16 protein-coding genes are annotated in these 22,561 nt (G+C 62.0%); 12 read left to right on the top strand and 4 right to left on the bottom strand.

Annotated elements, in window-relative coordinates:
• The first annotated feature begins 61 nt into the window (after positions 1–61).
• The 7 genes from hutI to HGP17_RS20935 all read left to right on the top strand — a co-directional run bounded on the left by hutI (position 62) and on the right by HGP17_RS20935 (position 7,874).
• The gene (gene hutI, locus HGP17_RS20965) at positions 62–1,318 is read left to right on the top strand and encodes an imidazolonepropionase (protein ID WP_168812508.1); all 1,257 of its coding nucleotides are present in this window, start codon (positions 62–64) and stop codon (positions 1,316–1,318) included.
• A complete protein-coding gene (gene hutH / locus HGP17_RS20960; RefSeq protein ID WP_168812384.1) occupies positions 1,315–2,850 on the top strand; it encodes a histidine ammonia-lyase in 1,536 nt (511 codons plus the stop codon). The genes hutI and hutH overlap by 4 nt, the downstream gene beginning before the upstream one ends.
• 1 nt (position 2,851) lies before the next feature.
• Positions 2,852–4,537 (top strand): urocanate hydratase, encoded by a 1,686-nt coding sequence (gene hutU / locus HGP17_RS20955; RefSeq protein WP_168812383.1) that lies wholly within the window; start codon positions 2,852–2,854, stop codon positions 4,535–4,537.
• 1 nt (position 4,538) lies between these two features.
• A complete protein-coding gene (locus tag HGP17_RS20950) occupies positions 4,539–5,102 on the top strand; it encodes a HutD family protein (protein WP_168812382.1) in 564 nt (187 codons plus the stop codon).
• A 77-nt stretch (positions 5,103–5,179) separates the two neighbouring features.
• Positions 5,180–5,842: a sulfite oxidase-like oxidoreductase gene (locus HGP17_RS20945; RefSeq protein ID WP_168812381.1), complete on the top strand. Its 663-nt coding sequence runs from the start codon at positions 5,180–5,182 to the stop codon at positions 5,840–5,842.
• 183 nt (positions 5,843–6,025) lie between these two features.
• Entirely contained in the window at positions 6,026–7,465 is a 1,440-nt protein-coding gene (locus tag HGP17_RS20940; RefSeq protein WP_168812380.1) for an MFS transporter, read from the top strand.
• A gap of 103 nt (positions 7,466–7,568) precedes the next feature.
• Entirely contained in the window at positions 7,569–7,874 is a 306-nt protein-coding gene (locus tag HGP17_RS20935) for a hypothetical protein (RefSeq protein WP_168812379.1), read from the top strand.
• Positions 7,875–7,957: 83 nt separating this feature from the next.
• Here the strand turns inward: HGP17_RS20935 and HGP17_RS20930 are convergent, their stop codons facing one another.
• Positions 7,958–8,353 carry a type II toxin-antitoxin system VapC family toxin gene (locus tag HGP17_RS20930; protein ID WP_168812378.1) on the bottom strand — a complete coding sequence of 132 codons (396 nt, stop codon included), beginning with the start codon at positions 8,351–8,353 and terminating at the stop codon, positions 7,958–7,960.
• Positions 8,353–8,580: a type II toxin-antitoxin system VapB family antitoxin gene (locus tag HGP17_RS20925; protein ID WP_168812377.1), complete on the bottom strand. Its 228-nt coding sequence runs from the start codon at positions 8,578–8,580 to the stop codon at positions 8,353–8,355. Before HGP17_RS20925 ends, HGP17_RS20930 begins: the two co-directional genes overlap by 1 nt.
• A 184-nt stretch (positions 8,581–8,764) precedes the next feature.
• Here HGP17_RS20925 and HGP17_RS20920 point away from each other — a divergent pair, with 184 nt between their 5' ends.
• Positions 8,765–9,955 (top strand): acetyl-CoA C-acyltransferase, encoded by a 1,191-nt coding sequence (locus HGP17_RS20920; protein ID WP_168812376.1) that lies wholly within the window; start codon positions 8,765–8,767, stop codon positions 9,953–9,955.
• 172 nt (positions 9,956–10,127) lie between these two features.
• Here HGP17_RS20920 and cueR read toward each other — a convergent pair whose 3' ends face one another.
• The gene (gene cueR / locus HGP17_RS20915; protein WP_168812375.1) at positions 10,128–10,520 is read right to left on the bottom strand and encodes a Cu(I)-responsive transcriptional regulator; all 393 of its coding nucleotides are present in this window, start codon (positions 10,518–10,520) and stop codon (positions 10,128–10,130) included.
• Positions 10,521–10,623: 103 nt separating this feature from the next.
• Positions 10,624–13,137, bottom strand: coding sequence for a heavy metal translocating P-type ATPase (locus tag HGP17_RS20910; RefSeq protein ID WP_168812374.1), 2,514 nt, complete (start codon positions 13,135–13,137; stop codon positions 10,624–10,626).
• A gap of 172 nt (positions 13,138–13,309) precedes the next feature.
• Here HGP17_RS20910 and HGP17_RS20905 point away from each other — a divergent pair, with 172 nt between their 5' ends.
• The 4 genes from HGP17_RS20905 to HGP17_RS20890 all read left to right on the top strand — a co-directional run bounded on the left by HGP17_RS20905 (position 13,310) and on the right by HGP17_RS20890 (position 22,372).
• Positions 13,310–14,425 (top strand): RHE_PE00001 family protein, encoded by a 1,116-nt coding sequence (locus HGP17_RS20905; RefSeq protein ID WP_168812373.1) that lies wholly within the window; start codon positions 13,310–13,312, stop codon positions 14,423–14,425.
• Positions 14,426–14,640: 215 nt separating this feature from the next.
• Entirely contained in the window at positions 14,641–16,152 is a 1,512-nt protein-coding gene (locus HGP17_RS20900; protein WP_168812372.1) for an efflux RND transporter periplasmic adaptor subunit, read from the top strand.
• On the top strand, positions 16,149–19,268 hold the full coding sequence (locus tag HGP17_RS20895) for an efflux RND transporter permease subunit (RefSeq protein WP_168812371.1): 3,120 nt from the start codon (positions 16,149–16,151) through the stop codon (positions 19,266–19,268). Before HGP17_RS20900 ends, HGP17_RS20895 begins: the two co-directional genes overlap by 4 nt.
• Positions 19,265–22,372, top strand: coding sequence for an efflux RND transporter permease subunit (locus tag HGP17_RS20890; RefSeq protein ID WP_168812370.1), 3,108 nt, complete (start codon positions 19,265–19,267; stop codon positions 22,370–22,372). Before HGP17_RS20895 ends, HGP17_RS20890 begins: the two co-directional genes overlap by 4 nt.
• Positions 22,373–22,561: the final 189 nt, after the last annotated feature.

Raw genomic sequence — 22,561 nt, 5'->3', positions numbered from 1 at the left:
TCTTGTCAGCCTTTTTATTATGTATATACATTATGAGCCAACGATGAAAGGCGTAAAGCTGATGCGTGGGAACAATTTTTCCGAAGATAGCAAGGAAAACGGCTCGACAAGTCGGCTGTGGCGCAATCTCCGTCTGGCGACCCTGAAAGAGGGCGAGGCACGGCTTGGCATCATTGAGAAGGGTGCGATCGTGACCAGGGACGGCCGGATCGTTTTTGCCGGCCATGAAGCCGACGTGCCCGACGCGTCCGGTGCTGAAACGATCGACCTCGAAGGCCGCTGGGTGACCCCGGGTCTGGTCGATTGCCATACGCATATCGTCTATGGCGGCAACCGCGCCCGCGAATTCGAGATGCGGCTGGAAGGCGCGAGCTACGAAGAGATCGCCCGCGCCGGCGGCGGCATCGTTTCCTCCGTCAACGCGACCCGCGCGCTCGCCGTCGATGAACTTGTGGCCATCGCTCTGCCGCGGCTCGATACGCTACTTTCCGAAGGCGTCACCACCATCGAGGTGAAGTCGGGCTATGGTCTCAGCATCGAATCTGAACTGAAGATGCTGCGCGCTGCGCGCAAGCTCGCCGATGTTCGCCCCGTTCGTGTCGTCACCTCCTATCTCGGTGCCCATGCCACGCCGGCCGACTACAAGGGTCGCAACGGCGACTATATCACCGATGTCGTGCTGCCGGGCCTTAAGCAGGCTCATGCCGAAGGGCTCGTCGATGCCGTCGATGGTTTCTGCGAAGGCATTGCCTTTTCGACGGCTGAAATCGCCCGCGTCTTCGATCTTGCAAAATCCCTCGGCATTCCGATGAAGCTGCATGCGGAGCAGCTCTCCAATCTCGGCGGCGCGAAACTTGCGGCCTCCTATGGCGCGCTGTCTGCCGACCATGTCGAGTATCTGGATGAGAATGGCGTCAAGGCAATGGCGGCCTCCGGCACCGTGGCCGTGCTGCTCCCTGGCGCGTTCTACGCCATTCACGAGAAGCAGAAGCCGCCGGTTCAGGCGCTGCGCGATGCCGGCGTGCCGATCGCGATTGCGACCGATTGCAATCCCGGCACGTCGCCGCTGACCTCGATGCTCCTCACCATGAACATGGCCGCGACCCTGTTTGGCCTGACTGTGGAAGAGTGCATAGCCGGCGCGACGCGTGAAGGCGCCCGCGCCCTTGGGCTGCTCTCCGAAACGGGCACGCTCGAAGCCAGCAAGTCTGCCGATTTTGCCATATGGGATGTCGAAAGCCTGGCGGAGCTCGTCTACCGCATCGGCTTCAATCCCCTCCATGCCCATGTCTTCAAGGGAAAAAGGTTCCACCGATGACCGTCGTTCTCCATCCCGGCTCCGTTTCGCTGCAGCAACTGGCGGCAATCTACTGGACCGGTGAGCCCGCCAAACTCGATGCCTCCTTCGATGCCGGTATCGCCAAGGCGGCTGCCCGCATCGCTGAAATCGCGGCCGGCAACGCGCCGGTCTATGGCATCAACACCGGCTTCGGCAAACTGGCATCCATCAAGATCGACAGTGCCGATGTTGCGACGCTGCAGCGCAACCTTATTCTGTCGCATTGCTGCGGCGTCGGCCAGCCGCTGCCTGAAAACGTCGTTCGCTTGATCATGTCGCTGAAGCTGGTTTCTCTCGGTCGCGGTGCGTCCGGCGTGCGGCTGGAACTGGTGCGGTTGATCGAAGGCATGCTCGAGAAGGGCGTTATTCCACTCATTCCGGAAAAGGGTTCCGTCGGCGCGTCGGGCGATCTTGCGCCGCTCGCGCACATGACCGCCGTCATGATGGGTCATGGCGAAGCCTTCTACGCTGGCGAACAGCTTTCGGGCGCGGCAGCGCTCGAGAAGGCCGGTTTGAAGCCGGTCGTGCTCGCCGCCAAGGAAGGTCTGGCGCTGATCAACGGCACGCAGGTGTCGACCGGTCTTGCGCTTGCCGGCCTCTTCCGTGCCCATCGCGCCGCGCAGGCCGCTCTCATCACCGGCGCCATGTCGACGGATGCGGCCATGGGCTCTTCCGCCCCGTTCCATCCGGATATCCACACTCTGCGTGGCCATAAGGGCCAGATCGATACCGCCGCTGCCCTTCGCGGCCTTCTGGCCGGCTCCGTGATCCGCGAAAGCCATATAGAGGGCGACGAGCGCGTGCAGGACCCTTATTGCATCCGCTGCCAGCCGCAAGTGGATGGCGCCTGCCTCGACCTTCTGCGCTCCGTCGGCCGCACGCTCGAAATCGAAGCCAATGCCGTGACCGACAATCCGCTGGTGCTTTCGGACAATTCTGTCATTTCCGGCGGCAATTTCCATGCAGAGCCGGTCGCCTTTGCGGCCGACCAGATCGCCATCGCCGTTTGTGAAATCGGCGCGATCGCCCAGCGTCGTATCGCGTTGCTCGTCGATCCCGCACTGAGCTATGGCCTGCCGGCCTTCCTCGCCAAGAAGCCTGGCCTGAACTCGGGCTTGATGATCGCCGAAGTGACGTCGGCAGCGCTGATGTCGGAAAACAAGCAGATGTCGCATCCGGCTTCGGTCGATTCGACGCCGACGTCGGCCAACCAGGAAGACCATGTGTCCATGGCCTGCCATGGCGCGCGCCGTCTTCTGCAGATGACCGAAAACCTCTTCGGCATCATCGGCATCGAAGCGCTGACCGCCGCTCAGGGTGTCGAGCTGCGCGCGCCGCTGACGACCAGCCCGGAACTGACGCTTGCCATATCAGCCATCCGCGTCGCCGTGCCGTCGCTGGAGGAAGACCGCTACATGGCAAACGACCTGAAATCCGCCGCAGACCTTATTGGCTCCGGCGCACTGAATGCCTCGATTTCAACCGACATCCTGCCTTCCTTGGAGATGTGACATGACCAATCCACGCCATAATATCCGCGAAATCCGCGCACCCCGTGGTCCGGAGCTCAACGCCAAGAGCTGGCTGACCGAAGCGCCGTTGCGCATGCTGATGAACAACCTCGACCCGGACGTCGCCGAGAACCCGAACGAGCTGGTCGTCTATGGCGGTATCGGCCGCGCTGCGCGCACCTGGGATGATTTCGACCGTATCGCAGCGACGTTGAAGACGCTCAACGAAGACGAGACGCTGCTCGTGCAGTCCGGCAAGCCGGTCGGCGTGTTCCGCACCCACAAGGATGCGCCGCGCGTCCTCATCGCCAATTCCAATCTGGTGCCGCACTGGGCGACCTGGGATCACTTCAACGAGCTGGATAAGAAGGGTCTTGCCATGTACGGCCAGATGACAGCTGGCTCGTGGATCTACATCGGCACACAGGGCATCGTTCAGGGCACCTACGAGACCTTCGTGGAAGCCGGTCGCCAGCACTACAACGGCAGCCTCAAGGGCAAGTGGATCCTGACTGGCGGCCTCGGCGGCATGGGTGGCGCACAGCCGCTCGCAGCCGTGATGGCCGGCGCCTGCTGCCTGGCCGTCGAATCCGACGAAACCCGCATCGATTTCCGCCTGCGCACCCGCTATGTCGACGAGAAGGCCAAGACGCTCGATGAAGCGCTTGCCTTGATCGACAAGTGGACGAAGGCCGGCGAAGCCAAGTCCGTCGGCCTGCTCGGCAACGCCGCCGAAATCTTCCCGGAACTGGTGCAGCGCATGAAGGCCGGTGGACCGCGTCCCGACATCGTCACCGACCAGACCTCCGCGCACGATCCGCTGAACGGCTATCTGCCGGCCGGCTGGACCGTTGCCGAACACAGGGCCAAGCGCGAAAGCGATCCAAAGGCCGTCGAAGCTGCCGCCCGCGCCTCGATGAAGGTGCATGTCGAAGCCATGGTCGCCTTCTGGGATGCCGGCGTTCCGACGCTCGACTACGGCAACAACATCCGCCAGGTCGCCAAGGACGAAGGCTTCGAAAACGCCTTCGCCTTCCCGGGCTTCGTGCCGGCCTATATTCGTCCGCTGTTCTGCCGCGGCATCGGTCCGTTCCGCTGGGCTGCTCTCTCTGGCGATCCGGAAGATATCTACAAGACCGACGCCAAGGTGAAGGAGCTGCTGCCGGACAACAAGCACCTGCACAACTGGCTCGACATGGCGCGCGAGCGCATCGCCTTCCAGGGCCTGCCGGCACGTATATGCTGGGTCGGTCTCGGCGACCGTCATCGCCTCGGCCTCGCCTTCAACGAAATGGTCAAGAACGGCGAGCTGAAGGCACCTGTCGTCATTGGCCGCGATCATCTCGACTCCGGCTCGGTCGCTTCGCCGAACCGCGAAACGGAAGCCATGAAGGACGGATCGGATGCCGTTTCCGACTGGCCGCTGCTCAACGCGCTGCTGAACACCGCGTCGGGCGCCACCTGGGTGTCGCTGCACCACGGCGGCGGCGTCGGCATGGGCTTCAGCCAGCATTCGGGCATGGTCATCTGCGCCGACGGCACGGATGACGCGGCTCGCCGCCTCGGAAACGTTCTCTGGAACGACCCGGCAACCGGCGTCATGCGTCACGCCGATGCCGGCTACGACATCGCCATCGATTGCGCCAAGGAGCAGGGCTTGCGCCTTCCGGGCATCCTGGGGAACTGAGATGAAGCTGCTACGCGCCAGTGATCACAAGCGCATGCCCTGGAAAAACGGCGGCGGTGAAACGGTGGAGATCGCCGTTTCACCCGACGGCGCCGGGCTTGCCGACTTCGACTGGCGCGTCAGCATGGCGACCGTTGCCACAGATGGACCGTTCTCGGTCTTTGCCGGCATCGATCGCACGCTATCCATCCTCGATGGAGAGGGAATGACCCTCTTCATCGAGGGACGCGCGCCCGAGCGCCTGACGCAGGCGAGCGAGCCGCTGCCCTTCGCGGCGGATGCACCAACCTCGGCGACACTGATCAATGGCACGATCATCGATCTCAACGTGATGACACGGAGGGGCCGGTTGACGCATTCGGTGCGGCGTATTTCCGTCGATGGACCGGGCGACGCGGATTTCGGAGCGGGGACAACCCTTGTTTTGTGCCATCGCGGCAATGCCGAAATCGATGATCTCGCGCTTGATACGGGCGATTGTCTGCTCGTCTCGAACGCTAACGCCGCACGATGCTCGATCTCGGGAAAGGCGCAGCTTTTCCAGATCACGATCGCGGCAATATAGTCGGCTATACATCGCAGTCGGCTTGACACTTTCCTTGTGCGGTTATCCTATCTCTGTGCCGCAGAGAGGATTGCTGCATGAGCGACGACCATATCCCCACCGATAGCAAGCTCACCACCTCCAAGCGCCGCTGGGCGGTGGAGGGCAAGTTTCTGACCGGCCGGATCAGCCGGCCGGAGACCGACCGGCTGCCGCCGGGGCAGCATCTGGTGAAGAACTGGCCGGTACTCGATCTCGGCGAGCAGCCGCAGATATCCCTATCAAGCTGGCGGCTCGATGTTTTCGGTTTTGTCGAAAAGCGGCTCAGCCTGGATTGGGCGGCTTTCCAGGCCATCGAGCAAAGCACTCGGATCAGCGACATTCATTGCGTGACGACCTGGTCGCGCTACGACAATCGCTGGGAAGGGGTTTCGACGCGCGATCTTCTTGATCTCGTCATGCCGACACCGGAGGCACATCATGTGCTGCTGACGAGCTATGACGGCTATACCACCAACCTGCCGCTTTCAGATTTTGCGGCCGAGGATGCAATCCTGGCGACGGCCTGGGAGGGGCAGCCGCTGACTGGCGAACACGGTGGCCCGATGCGTCTTGTCGTGCCGCATCTCTATTTCTGGAAGAGCGCGAAGTGGCTGAGCCGTATCGACCTGATCGGTTCCGATCGCGCCGGCTTCTGGGAGAAAAACGGCTATCACATGTATGGCGACCCCTGGCGGGAGCAGCGCTACTCCGACGATTGATGCGCGCGTCCTCCCTGGCCGATGGTTCTTCGGAATCGTGCACTCATGTCATTCCGGCAATTTTTGATGGCGACGAGATAGGTTTGCGGCTTTGCAATCCCATGCCATGGGCGTATTCAATGATCGTACGATTGCGCTGCGCAAGCAGCCTCCCTTGAACGCCTTTCTCCGAAATTTCATGCCATGACCGTTGCCAGGACCACAGAAGAGCCTACCGAGACCAGTTTCGGCCGGCAGTCGCGCATCATCGCGCTGGTCGTGGCCGTTTCCTTCTTCATGCAGATTTTGGACGGCACCATCGTCACCACATCTCTGCCGCAGATGGCGACGACGTTCGGCGTCGAGCCGGTGTCGATGAGCATCGGCATCACGGTCTATCTGCTGACGATGGCCGCCTTCGTGCCGCTTGCCGGGTGGGCGGGTGACCGCTTTGGCGCGCGTCGCGTGTTCCTGGCATCGATCACCATATTCACCGTGGCATCGCTATTTTGCGGTCTTTCGGGTAGTCTCGCCGAATTCATCATTGCCCGCGCCGTCCAGGGTGTCGGCAGTGCTTTGATGACGCCGGTGGGACGCATCATCGTGCTGAAAAATGCACGTAAGTCCGATCTGGTGCATGCGATGTCGATGATTACCTGGCCGGCGTTGACGGCCCCGGTCATCGGCCCAGTGCTTGGCAGCTTCATCACCACCTATCTCAGCTGGCACTGGAATTTCCTGATCAATATCCCGATCGGCATCATCGGTCTCGGTCTGGTCCTGCGCTTCGTACCGGACCAGCGGGAGGAAAAGGTGGCGAGGCTCGATTTCGTCGGCTTCCTGCAATCCGCAGTCGGTCTGACGTTCCTGCTCGCCGGCCTCGAATTCGTGGTTCAGGGGACGACAGGATTGGCGCCGAGCATCGGCTTGATTGCTGCCGGCGTCGTTTTCTCCGTCGTCGCCACCCGGCACTTCATGAAGGTCGACGCACCTTTGCTCGATCTCTCCGCCTTCAAGGTGCAAACCTTCGCGATGTCGACGCTTTCGGCAGGGACTGCGAGCCGCGTCGCGATCAATGCCACGCCCTTCCTCATCCCGCTGCTGTTTCAGGTCGGCTTTGGCCGCACCGCGATCGATGCCGGCACCTATCTGCTGTTTTACTTCGCCGGCAACCTCGGCATGAAGGCGATCACGACGCAGATGCTGAGGATCTTCGGCTTTCGAAACGTCCTTGTCGTCAATGGCCTTGTCTCGTCGGCGAGCATCGCCGGCTGCGGTTTCCTGTCTCCGTCGACGCCCGATCTGCTGATATATTGCCTGCTATTCATCGCCGGCCTGTCGCGGTCGATGAATTTCACGGCGTTGAACACGCTTGGCTTTGCCGATATCCACGCCGCACAGCGCAGTTCAGCCTCGACATTGTCGAGCATGCTGCAGCAGGTTTCGCTGCTGCTCGGTGTTGCAGTCGCGGCAGCCGTCCTCAATCTGTCTCGCACCATTCATGGTGGGGAAACGCTTTCGCTCGTCGATTTTCGCTGGGCTTTCCTTGTCGTTGGGCTTATCGGTGGCGTCTCCGCATTGCGTTTTATCAGCCTGCCGCACGATGCCGGCGCAGAGGTGTCCCGCCATAAAGTGAAGACCTAATCAAAAGCCTCAAATTCTTAACGATATTGAGATGCTGGCCGGTGTAAAAACGGCGCGTGCGTCCCCATATAAATCTTGCTCAACTCCCATAGGAGGCAGTCCCATGCTGCTTAGAACCCTCGCCATCTCCGCTCTCATCGTCGGCATGTCCAGCGCCGCCATGGCAGAGCAGGCTCACAAGCATCATCCGAAGCGCGTCAATGTCGAAGCGTTCCAGCCGGATACCAGCTATGTCGACCATTCGAAGGACGCAATTCTTCCGGACGGCACTATCAACACCGATCCGTCGGTGACCGGCCCGATCCGCGCTGGTGACTCGGTCACCCGTCTGCAGTGCGCTGCTGCCCCGAACTCCGTCGGCGCGCGCTCGAACACGTTCGCAGCAGGTTCGGCTTCGCTTTGCCCGTAAGGGCTTGAGGATCTGAGCGGCCCGACGCAATCCCGGGGAAACGCGTATGGCGTTCCCTTTGGAGCGTGTCGACAAAGAAAGCCTTAGGCCAGCTCGATATCCGTCTGTTTGAACCAGTCGCTGTTGGACAATAGCGGCTGGCGATAATAGCGAGCGCAGGCATAGGTCATGCAATCGTCAAGGCTGAGGCGCATCTCGTGGTCGCCTTGGCCATAGCGCTCATAGGCTTCCGTTGCCAGAGCGGCGGCGCGGGGCGGTACGGCAAGCTGCTGAATGTTCATCAGCTGCAGGAACGTCCCTACGGCATCGCCAGCTTCGACCGGCGACAATCCCAAACTAGCGGAAATCTGTATCGCGGCGTTCAGTGCGGAAAGCGGCGAGGTCGTGCGCGCGGTTGCTGCCTGCATGCGGATGGCGAAGGCCCGGGCCATCTCCTCATCGGTCAGCATGGCCGCCAAAACCGAAGCGTCGATAAACATCAAGCCTCTCCCATGTCGGCAGCGTCGTCCGTCTTTGCGGTGGCTTTCTGCTTGAGATTGCGGCAGAAAGCGACTGCGATGTCGGCAAGCGCTGGTTTCGTCAGCTCTTCATCCAGCGCCTTCTGCAGAGCGAGGCGCACGGCCTCCGTTTTCGTGGGAGCCCTGGTCAGCGCCTGATAGCGGCGGGCCAAACGATCAATCGCATCATCCTTGATGTAGAGCGGCATGGGATATCCAGTTTCAAATTTTCGATATCCATAAGCGATGATTTTCGTCGGGGCAATTGGTCGTGGGCGTCGGTCCAGCGGTGGACTGTGAAGCCGATCATCTTTTGCTTAATATTTATATGACGAACATCATCTAACGTGATAGCACTATCGAGACACCGTTTGCTGACCGTGAGGAGCTGTCATGTCCGCTATCGATCCCGTCGTCGTCGTATCTGCCACCCGCACGCCGCTTGGCCGGTTTCAGGGCGAACTCTCGTCGTTGCAAGCGCCCGAGCTTGGCGCACATGTCATACGCGCCGCGCTGGAGCGGGCCGGGCTCTCATCCGACAAGGTGGACGAGGTTTTGTTCGGCTGTGTTCTGCCGGCGGGGCAGGGGCAGGCTCCGGCCCGTCAGGCGGCACGCGGAGCGGGCCTTCCGGATGCCGTCGGCGCCACCACCATCAACAAGGTCTGCGGCTCGGGCATGAAGGCGACGATGCTGGCACACGACCTGCTTCTTGCCGGCTCGGCCTCCATCGCCGTTGCAGGCGGTATGGAGTCCATGTCGAATGCGCCCTATCTGCTCGCCAAGGCGCGGGGCGGCTATCGCATGGGGCATGACCGCATCTTCGACCATATGATGCTCGACGGGCTGGAAGACGCTTACGAAAAGGGCCGCTCGATGGGGGATTTCGGCGAAATGGCCGTCGAGGCCTATCAGTTCAGCCGCGATGATCAGGATGCCTATGCAGTGGAGACCCTGTCTCGTGCGCGCAACGCCCTTGAGACCGGCGCATTCGAGGCTGAGATCACTCCGGTTTCGGTGATGGCCAAGGGCGGCCCCGTCACGGTCTCCAAGGACGAGCATCCGCAAAAGGTTTCGCCAGAAAAGATTCCGACATTGAAGCCCGCTTTCCGGAAGGACGGCACGATTACGGCAGCCAGCGCCTCGGCCAATGCCGATGGAGCGGCAGCCTTGATCCTGACACGTCGTTCGCTGGCCGAGCGTGAGGGGTTGCCGATCCTGGCCGAGATCAAGGCGCACGCCACGCATAGCCAGGAGCCGGCCTGGTACACGACAGCGCCAATCCCTGCCATCCGCAAGGTGCTCGACAAGACTGGCTGGAAGATTGGTGACGTCGATCTCTTCGAGATCAACGAGGCCTTTGCCGTCGTCGCCATGGCGGCGGCGAAGGAGCTCGGCATTGCGCGCGATCGCCTCAACATCAATGGTGGTGCCTGCGCGCTCGGTCATCCTATCGGCGCCACTGGCGCGCGGCTGATCGTGACGCTGTTGCATGCCCTCGAGCGTCAGGGTGCCAAGAGGGGAATTGCGGCGCTATGCATTGGCGGCGGCGAAGCAACGGCGATTGCGGTTGAGCGGGTGAATTGAGCAGTGGCAAGCACGGCGGCCACCTCGTTCTTTGAGGCATAGTTGCCTCCACTGACGACCCATCATCTGGCAGCTCGGGATGAGCCGGCTTGCTGAAGGAGGAGCCAGCCTTTACCCCCAGGCGCATGGGCTAAAGGCCGGGGCCTCGAAGGGCGATGGCGGGTAAGTCAGACTACTGCGCGGACTCCGACAACTCCTCCAGGATCGGGCAGTCCGGCCGCTCGTTGCCGTGACAGGCGTGAACGAGGTGTTCCAGCGTGTGGCGCAGTTCCGTCAGTTCGCGGATCTTGCGGTCGATCTCGGTGAGCTTCGTGGCGGCGATGTCCTTGACGTCGGCGCTGGCACGGCTCTTGTCCTCGTATAGCGCCAGCAGTTGCCGGCACTCCTCCACCGAGAAGCCGAGGCTGCGGGAGCGGTGCAGGAAGCGCAGCTTGTGCACGTCGTCGGTGCCGTAATCGCGGTAGCCGTTGTCGCCTCGGTCGGGTCGGATCAGGCCGATGTCCTCGTAGTAGCGGATCGTCTTGGCCGGCAGGCCGGAGCGGCCGGATGCTTCGCCGATGTTCATCTGAAATCTCCTGCGAGCGGTTCCGCCTCTCGCTGAACCGCTCATTCTATTGGTTTGACGTCATGCCTCCGGGAAAGCTGTTGCGCAGCTTCCCGGAATTGTCCTATTTCGCCAGCCTCAGCCGAAGGGCGTTGCCGATGACCGAGACCGAGGACAGGCTCATCGCCGCTGCCGCGATCATCGGCGACAGAAGCAGGCCGAAGACCGGATAGAGGATGCCGGCGGCCAGCGGCACGCCCAGCGCGTTGTAGCCGAAGGCGAAAGCCAGGTTCTGCTTGATGTTGCGGATCGTCGCTTCCGACAGGTGGCGCGCCCGCACGATGCCGTTGAGATCGCCTTTTACCAGAGTGATCCCGGCGCTTTCCATGGCGACATCGGCACCCGTGCCCATGGCGATGCCGACATCGGCTGACGCAAGTGCCGGAGCATCGTTCACGCCATCGCCGGCCATCGCGACGATGTTGCCCTTGGCGCGCAACTCGTCGATCAGTGCCTTCTTGCCCTCAGGCAGCATATCGGCGCGTACTTCGTCGATCCCAAGTTGCTTTGCAACGGCAGCGGCGGTCTTGCCGTTGTCGCCGGTCGCCATGACGATCTTGAGGCCGCTGTCATGCAGCGCCTTGATCGCGGCCGCAGTTGTCGGCTTGATCCGGTCGGCGACGGCAACGAGGCCGGCGAGCTTTCCATCAACGGCAATGAACATCACGGTCTTGCCTTCGCCGCGCAGGCGTTCCGTTTCTGCCTTCAAGGTATCGGTCGCGATGCCAAGATCTGCCATCATCGCGGCATTGCCGAGCGCGATCGCGGTCTCGCCGCTACGGCCTTCGACGCCCTTGCCGGTCACTGCCGAGAAGCCGGAGATCTCGACGAACTGCGCACCGCGCTCCTCGGCGCCGGCGACGATGGCTTCGGCAAGCGGATGTTCAGACCCACGCTCCAGGCTGGCCGCAAGCGACAGGAGGCGGGCTTGCTCGACGCCGTTGACGGCGGCGATATCAGTCAAATTGGGCTTGCCTTCAGTCAGTGTGCCTGTCTTGTCGACGATCAGCGTATCGACCTTTGCGAAGCGCTCCAGGGCCTCGGCATCGCGAACCAGCACGCCTTCCTGCGCGCCACGGCCCGTGGCGATCATGATGGACATCGGCGTTGCCAGGCCGAGGGCACAGGGGCAGGCAATGATCAGCACGGCAACGGCGGCGAGCAGCGCATGCGCCAGCCTGGGCTCCGGCCCGACAACAGCCCAGACGGCAAAGGCGATGATGGCAGCCGCAACGACGGCCGGCACGAAGACGGCGGAAACGCGGTCGACCATCGTCTGGATCGGCGCGCGAGAGCGCTGCGCCTTTGCGACGAGCTCGACGATGCGCGACAGCGTCGTGTCGGCACCGACCTTTTCGGCTTGCATGATTAGCGTGCCGTTCTTGTTGATCGTGCCACCCGTCAAGGCGTCGCCCTTGGCTTTCTCGACCGGCAGAGGCTCGCCCGTGATCATCGATTCGTCGATGGTGGATTGACCCTCGATGACGGAGCCATCTACCGGAACGCGCTCGCCGGGGCGCACGCGCAGCTGGTCGCCAGCCTGGATTTCGTCGACAGGCACGTCGGTTTCGCTGCCGTTGGCGCCGATCCGCCGCGCCGTCTTGGGGGCGAGGTCAAGCAGGGCGCGGATGGCCGAGCCGGTGCGTTCGCGCGCTTTCAACTCCAGCACCTGGCCGACGAAGACCAGCGCGACGATGACGGATGCTGCCTCGAAATAGACGGGCACACTTTCGCCATGCCCGCCAAACGTCATGGGGAAGAGGCCGGGCGCCAGCGTGGCGACGACGCTGTAAAGGTAGGCCGTGCCGACGCCAAGACCGATCAGCGTCCACATATTGGGGCTGCGGTTGACGAGCGAGTTCCGGGCGCGGCGGAAGAAGGGCAAAGCAGCCCACAGCACGACCGGGGTCGCCAGCACGAGTTCGACCCATGTGGCAATCGGCTCGCCGACCCAGTCGCGAACGGGCAGGCCGATCATCGGACCCATGCTGATGACAAGCAACGGCAGGGAGAGGGCGGCGCTGATCCAAAGGCGATGCGTGAAATCGATCAGCTCAGGATTCGGCCCTTCGTCGGCAGCGGGCACGCCCATGGGCTCCAGCGCCATGCCGCATTTCGGGCAGTCGCCGGCATGGTCGCTGACGACTTCGGGATGCATCGGGCAGGTATAAAGCGTGCCCTTTGGTACCGGCTTCGGCGCTGGCCTGTTGCCGTCAAGGTAGGCGGAAGGGTCTGCTTCGAACTTTGTCTTGCAGCCAGCGGAGCAGAAATAGAATTTCTCGCCCTCGTGCTTCAGGAAATGGCGCGCGGTGGCGCGGTCCACCGTCATCCCGCAGGTGGGATCCTTGGCGGTCAGATAGCTTTCCGGTGCTGCCTCGAACTTGGTGCGGCAACCGTTGCAGCAGAAATGGAAGGTGCGGCCCTGATAATCCAGCGACGGCTTGCCGGCGTTCGGATCGACCGTCATGCCGCAGACGGGATCGCGGGTTACCGCGTCCTGCTGACCATCGTGGTCGTGATGGTGGTGATGATGATCGTGGCCATGATGGCTGTGATCGTGTTCGTCATGCAATGTCATGTCTGACTCCATTGCTCCGTGGGGAGCGTTGGACAGGGTTATGAACCTTCCCGTCACTGGAAGGTCAAGCTAAAAATAATGATTGCCGTCCACAATTCAAAGAGCCGGCTTTGTATCGTGTAGCGTATTGCGATGATAAGTTCCGTAAGACCGATTCATCGACGCGATTCCAATGCGATATGATTTGAGCAATCTCCCGCTGACAACGCTTCTGCCTGCTATTGTCAAGGCGGAGGACATGTTGGCGCGGCTGGATGAGCGCGTGTTGCGGCATGGCGTGGCAGATGGTTTTCGCGAGCGCGGGCACTTTTTCGATGCGGCCGGCTCGCTCTGGGTCGGCGGCGAACTGGTCCACGTCGAAGATCTGGTGCTGCATGATGCGCGCATGGATGCGCGCGCGCCAACGCATGAATTGACCATCGCCCATGCCGTCCTGCGCGTTCGGCGCCGTCTCTGGAATGCCGATCCCTCTTGGGGGCTGGAAATGGCCGGGCTTGCCGTCTTGCGTGGCGATGTCGGTGAGGCGGACGAGGCCATCCATCGCCGCCGCACGTCTGCAGACGATGCCGAGCCCGATGTGCGGGAGGCCATCAACGGCGGCGAAGAGGATGACTTCGGCGTGGATTTTGCCGAGATCGACGCCATTCTCGCCCGGTCCGAAAAGGTTCTGAACGGCGGCGTTCCCGATGCCAGGCCCGAGGTGATCGACGATCCTTTGGCTCTTGTCCGCGATGAGGATTGGGATGAGGAGGAGCGCCTGCAGAGCTGGCGCGCGGTGATGCATGAGGCGGATCAGCTGCCGCCGGTTCTTGGGGCTGCCGTGCTTTTCGATGCCTGGGAGCGGATCGAGCCACTCAGGCGGCAGCATTGGCTCGGTGGTCTGCTGGTCAGCGCCTATCTGCGCAATCGCGGCAAGGTCACGTCGCATCTCTTCTGTTTGAATGTCGGTCTGAAGGTCGTTCGGCATGACCGTCGCCGTGCTTCGGACCGCGTCACGCGTCTCATCGCATTTTTGGAGGCGATGGCGCTTTCTGCCGATTCCGGCCTGAAGGAACTGGATCGTCTTTCGCTCGCCAAGCTGCAGATGGAACTGCGGCTCAAGGATCGGCGATCGAACAGCAGCCTTCCCGATGTCATTGATATCGTATTGTCGCGGCCGATCGTGTCGGCAAAGATGGTTGCTCGTCATGTCGGGGTTACGCCTCGCGGCGCGCTCAATCTCGTTAGCGAGCTTGGTCTGCGCGAGATGACGGGCCGCGGGCGTTATCGCGGTTGGGGTGTGCTCTGAGCCGAGCTGACGACGGCAACTTTTGTCGGCATAGCCCCCCTGATGCTACAACCGCAGTTTTGTCCAATGTAACAATTTATTTCGCTAAGTCGCTCTAAAATGGACAAAATTTAATGGCCATAGCTAATTCCTAAGCGATGTCATGCAAGCTAAAGTCGCGCCATAAAATGACGGCTGATCCTTGATCGCCGAAGGCTTTGAAGGAAGGTGTATTGATGGCTCGTGCGTTCCGGGTCGTAATGTCATTGGCAGTGATCGGTGCCGTGGCCTATGGCGCTTATGCGACGCGCGATCGCTGGCTTGCCAGCGCGGAGCGGCTGCTCGGCTATCAGACTGCTTCGGCGCCCGGCCAGCAAGCTGGCGGTGAACGCCGTGGCGGCCAGAACCAGGGTCAGGGTGGTGGCGGGCGGCGGCGCAGCATGTCGCAGTTCAGCGGTCCGGTTCCCGTGCTTGCGGCCGATGCGAAAGCGGATGACGTGCCCGTCTATATCGACGGTGTCGGTTCGGTGAAGGCTCTGAATACGGTGACCGTACGTGCACAGGTCACCGGAAAGATCGTCGAAATCGATTTCGACGAAGGTCAGGACATCAAGAAGGGCGATGTCATCGCCCGCATCGATGATGGCGTTTACAAGGCCCAGCGTGACCAGGCGGTGGCCAAGAAGGCACAGGATGAGGCGCTGCTTGCCGGTGCCCAGCGCGATCTCGCTCGTTTCCAGCTCATGGTGAAGAGCGCATCGGGCACGCAGCAGCAGGTCGATACGCAGATGTCGCTCGTCGCGCAATATACGGCCCAGATCCAGGCCGATGCCGCTGCGATCGAGAGCGCGCAGGCCACTCTGGACTATACGACGATCAAGGCGCCGATCGACGGGCGCACCGGCATTCGCAATGTCGATATCGGCAACCTCGTCAGCTCCGGCGATGCGACCGGCATCGTGACGCTGTCACAGATCAAGCCGATCTCCGTGCTCTTCTCCATTCCGCAACAGCAGCTCGCACGGGTCAATGCCGCAAGTGCCGCCGGGACACTCTCCGTGCAGGCAATCGGCAATGACGGCCAGACCGTCGTCGACAACGGCACGCTCGGCGTGGTCGACAATCAGGTCGACCCGACCACGGGCACGGTGCGGCTGAAGGCGAATTTTCCCAATGAGAAGCTGGCGCTGTGGCCCGGCGCTTTCGTCAATGCCCGGTTGCTGGTGGAAACGTTGAAGGGCGTCATCGTCATTCCGAGCGCGTCCGTTCAGCGCGGGCCGAACGGCACCTTCGTCTATATCATCAATCAGGACCAGACCGTTGCCATGAAGCCGGTGAAGGTGCGCCAGCAGGATGATACGCTCGCCGTCATCGCCGAGGGCGTCGCAGCGGGTGACAAGGTGGTCACGACCGGTTTCGCACGGCTCCAGAACGGATCGAAGATCGAGATTTCGAAGAATGCCGATCAGGCGACGCCGGATGCGCCTGCCGCGGATGATCAGGCAAAGCCCGTTGCCGAGAACGATCCGCAGAGCGGTCAGGCCGACGCCAATGGCGGCCAGCGGCAACATCATCGGCATAACGGCCAGGGTGGAAAAGGCGGCCAAGGTGGAAAGGGCGCGAACGGCGGCCAGAACGGCGAGGCCGGTCAGGATGGCGAACATGCCGCAGGTGCCAGCCAGGGAGCCGATTCCAGCGGAAATTCTGCGCCCAGCAACTCGTCCGCAGCGCCGACGCAGCAACAATGAACGTTTCGTCGCTCTTCATCGGCCGCCCCATTGCCACCTCGCTTCTCGGGGTGGCGGTTCTGCTGGGCGGTATTCTCGGCTTTCTCTTTCTGCCGGTCGCGCCGCTGCCGCAGGTGGATTTTCCGACGATTCAGGTGACGACACAGCTCCCGGGGGCTGATCCCGACACGATGGCCGCGCTGGTGACCGCACCGCTGGAGCGGCCACTCGGTCAGATCCCATCGCTTGCCTCCATGACTTCGTCGAGCGCCTTCGGCATCAGCCAGATCACGCTGCAGTTTGATCTCGGCCGCGATATCGATGGCGCGGCGCAGGATGTGCAGGCGGCGATCAATGCGGCCGGCTCGACGCTGCCGCGCACGCTGCCCTATCCGCCGACCTATTCGAAGGTGAATCCCGCCGATACGCCGATCGTCACGCTTGCCTTGCGCTCCAACAGCTATTCGATCCGCGAGCTCAGCGATTTTGCCGATACGATGATGGCGCAGCGCCTGAGCGAAGTCTCCGGCGTGGGCGACGTGAATATCCAGGGCGGCGTCAAGCCTGCCATCCGCGTTCAGGTCGACCTGCCGCGTCTGGCCTCCTATGGCCTGGCGCTCGAGGATATTCGCACCGCCATCACCAATGCCAGCGTCGCCGGCGCCAAGGGTGCGCTTGACGGCACGCAGCAGAGTTTCACGCTTGCCGCCAACGACCAGATCGTCGATCCGAATGTCTACAAGTCCGTCATCGTCGCCTATCGCAATACGGCGCCTGTGCGGTTGAAGGACGTTGCGGACGTTGTCGAGGGATTGGAGAACAATCGTGTCGGCGCCTGGTATCAGGGGCAGCCCGCCGTCATCCTCGACATCATGCGCCAGCCGGGCGCCAACGTCATCCAGACCGTCGAGAACGTGCTCAAGCAGATCCCGAAGCTCAAGCAATCCATGCCGGCTGGCGTGTCGCTCGAGATCGTCAATGACCGCACCGAGACGATCCGCGCCTCGATCCACGATGTGCAATGGACGCTGGTCGTCAGTATCGGCCTTGTCATTCTGGTCGTCCTGCTTTTCCTGCGCACCGTGACGGCAACCTTCATTGCCGGTGTCGCTCTGCCGCTATCGCTGATTGCGACCTTCGGCGTCATGTGGTTTGCCGGCTTCAGTCTCGACAATCTCTCGCTCATGGCGCTGACCATCGGCACCGGCTTCGTCGTCGACGATGCCATCGTGATGATCGAGAATATCGCTCGCCATATCGAGGAGGGCGAGGACCCGATGTCGGCGGCACTGAAGGGTGCGGGCGAGATCGGCTTCACCATCATTTCGCTGACCGTCTCGCTGGTTGCGGTGTTCATTCCGCTGCTGTTCATGACCGGCATCGTGGGGCGTATGTTCCGCGAGTTTGCGTTGACGCTCACCATCGCCGTCGTGGTGTCTGCCGTCGTTTCCCTGACGCTGACGCCGATGATGTGCGCGCGCATCCTGCGCAAACCGAAAGAGCGTCAAGGCGGCATTCTGGCGGGCGCCGACCATCTTATGGACCGGCTGATCGAAGGCTATCGGCGCAGTCTCGTCTGGGCTGTCGATCGCAGCGCCCTGATGCTCATTGTTACCGTCGTGACGCTTGCTGCCACCATCGCACTCTATGTCGTCATTCCAAAGGGCTTCCTGCCGGCGCAGGACACTGGCTTGATCACCGCCGTCATCGAAGCGGAGCCGACGACTTCCTTCGAGACCATGAAGCAGGTGCAGGCCACCGTCGCCGACCGGTTGCGCAAGGACAAGGATGTCAACGGCGTTGTTTCCGTCATCGGCGCCAGCGCCAGCAATCTGACGCTGAATACAGGCAATCTCAGCCTGGTGTTGAAGCCGCGCAATCAGCGAGATTCATCGGCCGATCAGATCATCGACCGCATGCGCGATGAGGTTGCCGGCCTGCCCGGCATCCACGCCACTTTCCAGAGCGTGCGCGATATCTCCATCAGCACACGCGCAAGCCGCGCTCCCTATCAATACACACTGACCGGGACGGATACGGCAAGCGTCGTCGACTGGTCGGCGAAGCTGGCGCAGCAACTGCAGCAGAGCCCCAAGCTGATCGATGTCTCCTCAGAGGTCGAAATGGGCGGCGGCCGCATCTTTGTCGACGTCGATCGCGAAACCGCTTCGCGATTGGGCGTCTCGATGCAGGCGGTCAGCGATACCTTGAACGATGCTTTCGGCCAGCGCCAGATTGCAACGATCTACGGGCAGGCCAACCAGTATCGCGTCATTCTGGAGGCAGCGCCGCAATATCAGTCGGATCCGAAGTCGCTGGACAAGCTCTATGTGGCCGGCGCCAGCGATACGCAGGTTCCGCTCAATGCCTTTACCACGGCTACTTTCACCACTGCCCCGCTGGTGATCAGCCATGACGAGCAGTTTCCGGCGGTGACGCTCAGCTTCGACCTTGCCAAGGGAGCATCCCTCAGCGATGCCGTGGCCGAGATCAAGGCGGCCGAGCAGGACATCGGCATGCCCGACAATATCCAGCGCAAGTATTCGGGCGACGCGGAGGAGTTTGCCTCTTCGCTCGCCGGCGAGCCCTGGCTGATCCTCGCCGCCATCGTGACGATCTATATCGTGCTGGGTCTTCTCTATGAGAGCGCCGTGCACCCGATCACGATCCTGTCGACGCTGCCTTCGGCGGGTGTCGGCGCGTTGCTGGCGCTCATGCTGTTCGGTCAAGATCTGTCGATCATCGCTCTGATCGGCATCGTGCTCTTGATGGGTATCGTCAAGAAGAACGCCATCATGATGATCGACTTCGCGCTGGAGGCGGAGCGCAAGGAAGGGCTGGCGCCGCGCGAGGCTATTCTCAAGGCATCGATCCTGCGTTTCCGGCCGATCATGATGACTACGCTGGCGGCCCTTTTTGGCGCATTGCCTTTGGCGCTCGCACAGGGCACGGGCTCCGAACTGCGCATTCCGCTCGGTATCACCATTATCGGCGGCCTCGTGCTGTCGCAGCTTCTGACGCTTTACACGACGCCGGTGATCTATCTGGCCTTCGAGAGCCTGCGAGCCCGGGTCGTCGGCCGCACGAGCGGAACGCCGAGCCCGGAGATGGATGAAATGGCGGGTGGCGAGACATGAACATCTCCGAGCCGTTCGTCAAACGCCCTGTCGGGACGACGCTTCTGGCGATCGGATTGATCATTCTCGGCATCGTTGCCTATCGCTTCCTGCCGGTTGCAAGCCTGCCGACCGTCGACCTTCCGACGATCGTGGTATCGTCAAGCCGTCCCGGCGCCGACCCGGCCAGCATGGCGGCGAGCGTGGCTGCTCCTTTGGAGCGTCACCTCGGCACGATCGCCGGCGTCACCCAATTGACCTCCGTCAGCTCGCTCGGATCGAGCACGATCATCGTGCAGTTCGATCTGTCGCGCAGCGTCGATGGAGCCGCGCAGGATGTGCAGGCGGCGTTGAATGCGGCGGCGACGGACCTGCCCGGCGATCTGCCCACTCTCCCATCCTTCCGCAAGATCAACCCGGCGGCCGCCCCCGTCCTCATCCTGGCGCTGACATCGGACAATGTTTCGCCGAGTGCCATCTACGATGCCGCCGATACGGTGGTGGTGCAGCGCATTTCGCAGGTGGATGGCGTGGGTGGCGTAACCGTGAGCGGCGCCGATCAGCCGGCAATCCGCGTCCGGTTGGATCCGGACCGGCTTTCCGCGATGGGGCTATCGCTCGATGCCGTGCGCACCGCGATCGTCAATGCCAATGTGCTTGGCCCCTTCGGCTCGATCGATGGCGCCAGCGGCGCCTTCTCCGTGGCTGTCAACAGCCAATTGAAGACGCCGGAAGCGTTCGGCCGGATCATCGTGCGAAGCGGCGATGGCACAGCGGTTCGCTTGTCCGATATCGCCACCGTCGAGCCAGGCGTGCGCAACAGCCGTTCGGATGCCTGGTATGACGGCAAGCCGGCGGTGCTGCTCAACATCACCAAGCAGGCGGATGCGAACGTCATCGCCACCGTCGATGGCGTCAAGCAGCTGATCCCCGAGCTGAAGCGGCTCATTCCGTCAGGGGTGAATGTCTCCATCCTTTCCGACCGCACGACGACGATCCATGCCAGCGTCAACGACATGCAGTGGACGCTGCTTGCGACCATCTGCCTGGTCATGGCGGTGGTTTTCGTCTTCCTGCGGCGTGCGACACCGACCTTTGCCGCCGGTGTCACCGTGCCTCTCTCGCTTGCCGGCACCTTTGCGGCGATGTGGCTTTTCGGGCTGTCGATCGACAATCTCTCGCTGATGGCACTCGCGGTGTCAGTCGGCTTCGTCGTCGACGACGCCATCGTCATGATCGAGAATATCTACGCCAATCTGGAAACCGGCATGAAGCCGATGCGTGCGGCGCTGGAGGGCGCAAAGCAGATCGGCTTCACCGTCATATCCATCAGCCTGTCGCTTCTTGCAGCCTTCATTCCGCTCTTCTTCATGGGCGGCATCGTCGGGCGCTTCTTCCAGACTTTCTCACTGACGCTTGGTTTCACCATCGTCGTGTCAACACTGGTGTCGCTGACCCTGACGCCGATGATCTGCGGTCATCGCCTGCGTCAGCACGATCTCGATGCCAAGCCCGGCCCGTTCGGACGTCTTGTCGAGGGTTCGCTCGGCGCCATCACCAATTTCTACGGCCGCACGCTGAAAGCCGTGCTGCACCACCGCGTCCTGTCGGTGCTGGTCATCATCGCCTGCGTGGTCATGTCGGCCTATCTCTATGTGAAGGTGCCGAAGGGCTTCATTCCGCAGGACGATACCGGCTTCATCCAGGGTGGCACGCAGGCGGCGACGGATATTTCCTACCCGGCAATGGTCAAGCTGCAGCAGCAGGCGGCAGATATCGTCGCGCAGGATCCCGCTGTCTCGGGCCTCGGCTCATCGGTTGGCGGCGGGGGCTTTTCCAGCTCCGTCAATCGTGGGCAGCTTTTCATTTCGCTGAAACCGGAATCGGAGCGTGCGCCGACGGCCGAGATCATCGACCGGCTCCGCAAACGGCTGATGGCCGTTCCCGGGCTCAGCACCTTCCTGTTTTCGCCGGGCGACATCCGGGCCGGCGCGCGCCAGTCACAGTCGCAATATCAGTTCACGGTGTGGGGTGCGAATTACGACGAGTTGGTGGAGTGGGCGCCCAAGGTTATGGAGCGTCTTCAGACCCTTCCCAGCCTGACCGATGTGGCGACGGACCGGCAACCCAACGGGCTGCAGGCAACCGTCAACATCGACCGCAGCGTGGCCTCCCAGCTTGGCGTCAACATACAATCCATCGATGCGGCGCTGAACAACGCCTTCGCGCAGCGCCAGATCTCGACGATCTATACGCAGCGCAATCAGTATCGTGTCGTGCTGGAGGCGGATCCGAATTACGCGCTCGATCCGCACGATATTTCCAAGCTCTATGTTCCGGCATCCGGCGGCACACAGGTGCCGCTTAGCGCGGTCGCCTCGATCGACCGCACGCTTGCGCCGCTGGTGGTCAATCACCAGGGCCAATATCCGTCGGTGACCATTTCCTACAATCTGGCGCTCAACACACCCTTGCAGGTGGCGAACGATGCGATCCAGAAGGCGGTGCTCGACATGCACCTGCCCGATACGTTGCATGCGGATTTTGCCGGGGACGCGGCAAGCGTCACGCAATCTTCCGGCAGCCAGCCGTTGCTGCTTCTGGCGGCATTGCTGACGGTCTATATCGTGCTCGGCATCCTCTATGAGAGCCTGGCGCATCCGCTGACGATCATCTCCACCCTGCCGTCGGCCGGTCTCGGTGCGTTGCTGGCGCTTGTCATCAGCGGCACGGAGCTGACGCTGATTGCCTTTATTGGCATCATCCTCCTGATCGGTATCGTCAAGAAGAACGGTATCATGATGGTGGATTTCGCCTTGCAGGGCGAGCGCACGCTGGGCCTGTCCTCCGAGGAGGCGATCTATCAGGCGTGCCTCAAGCGCTTCCGTCCTATCCTGATGACCACGCTCGCGGCGCTGATGGGCGCCATTCCCTTGATCATCGCCACCGGTCCCGGTGCGGAGCTTCGACGCCCGTTGGGCATCACCATTGTCGGCGGTCTCGTCGTATCGCAGGTGCTGACCCTATATACGACGCCGATCATCTATCTGATGCTGGCCAAGTTGCACGCCAAATGGTCGCCAAAGCCGCGCGTTACGTCGCCGGCTGTCCCTTCCTCCACTTAAGCAATCCTCGGTCGCTTATCGAATGTGCGGCATGGCGGGATGATATCTGCCGGATTCACTTTCGGCTGCCGTACCGGATGGCCGCCGCCCTGGATTGCAGGCGTTGCTTTCAGACTTTTGGACATGATGCACGGGATGAGGGATCGCATTGCGGATGCTCGGCAGCCAGCGTGTTTGGCCGGATATGCA

This window comes from Rhizobium sp. P38BS-XIX (genome assembly GCF_012641435.1).
Lineage (GTDB): Bacteria > Pseudomonadota > Alphaproteobacteria > Rhizobiales > Rhizobiaceae > Rhizobium.
This window is presented reverse-complemented; position numbering and strand designations above follow the sequence as displayed.

Excerpts from the sequence above, each read along its gene's own strand:
- HGP17_RS20950 (WP_168812382.1), top strand. The coding sequence starts at position 4,539 with ATGAAGCTGCTACGCGCCAGTGATCACAAGCGCATGCCCTGGAAAAAC.
- HGP17_RS20890 (WP_168812370.1), top strand. The coding sequence starts at position 19,265 with ATGAACATCTCCGAGCCGTTCGTCAAACGCCCTGTCGGGACGACGCTT.
- cueR (WP_168812375.1), bottom strand. The coding sequence starts at position 10,520 with ATGAACATCGGCGAAGCATCCGGCCGCTCCGGCCTGCCGGCCAAGACG.
- HGP17_RS20935 (WP_168812379.1), top strand. The coding sequence starts at position 7,569 with ATGCTGCTTAGAACCCTCGCCATCTCCGCTCTCATCGTCGGCATGTCC.
- HGP17_RS20930 (WP_168812378.1), bottom strand. The coding sequence starts at position 8,353 with ATGTTTATCGACGCTTCGGTTTTGGCGGCCATGCTGACCGATGAGGAG.
- HGP17_RS20905 (WP_168812373.1), top strand. The coding sequence starts at position 13,310 with ATGCGATATGATTTGAGCAATCTCCCGCTGACAACGCTTCTGCCTGCT.
- HGP17_RS20925 (WP_168812377.1), bottom strand. The coding sequence starts at position 8,580 with ATGCCGCTCTACATCAAGGATGATGCGATTGATCGTTTGGCCCGCCGC.
- HGP17_RS20895 (WP_168812371.1), top strand. The coding sequence starts at position 16,149 with ATGAACGTTTCGTCGCTCTTCATCGGCCGCCCCATTGCCACCTCGCTT.
- HGP17_RS20910 (WP_168812374.1), bottom strand. The coding sequence starts at position 13,137 with ATGACATTGCATGACGAACACGATCACAGCCATCATGGCCACGATCAT.
- HGP17_RS20945 (WP_168812381.1), top strand. The coding sequence starts at position 5,180 with ATGAGCGACGACCATATCCCCACCGATAGCAAGCTCACCACCTCCAAG.
- HGP17_RS20920 (WP_168812376.1), top strand. The coding sequence starts at position 8,765 with ATGTCCGCTATCGATCCCGTCGTCGTCGTATCTGCCACCCGCACGCCG.
- hutI (WP_168812508.1), top strand. The coding sequence starts at position 62 with ATGCGTGGGAACAATTTTTCCGAAGATAGCAAGGAAAACGGCTCGACA.
- HGP17_RS20900 (WP_168812372.1), top strand. The coding sequence starts at position 14,641 with ATGGCTCGTGCGTTCCGGGTCGTAATGTCATTGGCAGTGATCGGTGCC.
- hutH (WP_168812384.1), top strand. The coding sequence starts at position 1,315 with ATGACCGTCGTTCTCCATCCCGGCTCCGTTTCGCTGCAGCAACTGGCG.
- HGP17_RS20940 (WP_168812380.1), top strand. The coding sequence starts at position 6,026 with ATGACCGTTGCCAGGACCACAGAAGAGCCTACCGAGACCAGTTTCGGC.
- hutU (WP_168812383.1), top strand. The coding sequence starts at position 2,852 with ATGACCAATCCACGCCATAATATCCGCGAAATCCGCGCACCCCGTGGT.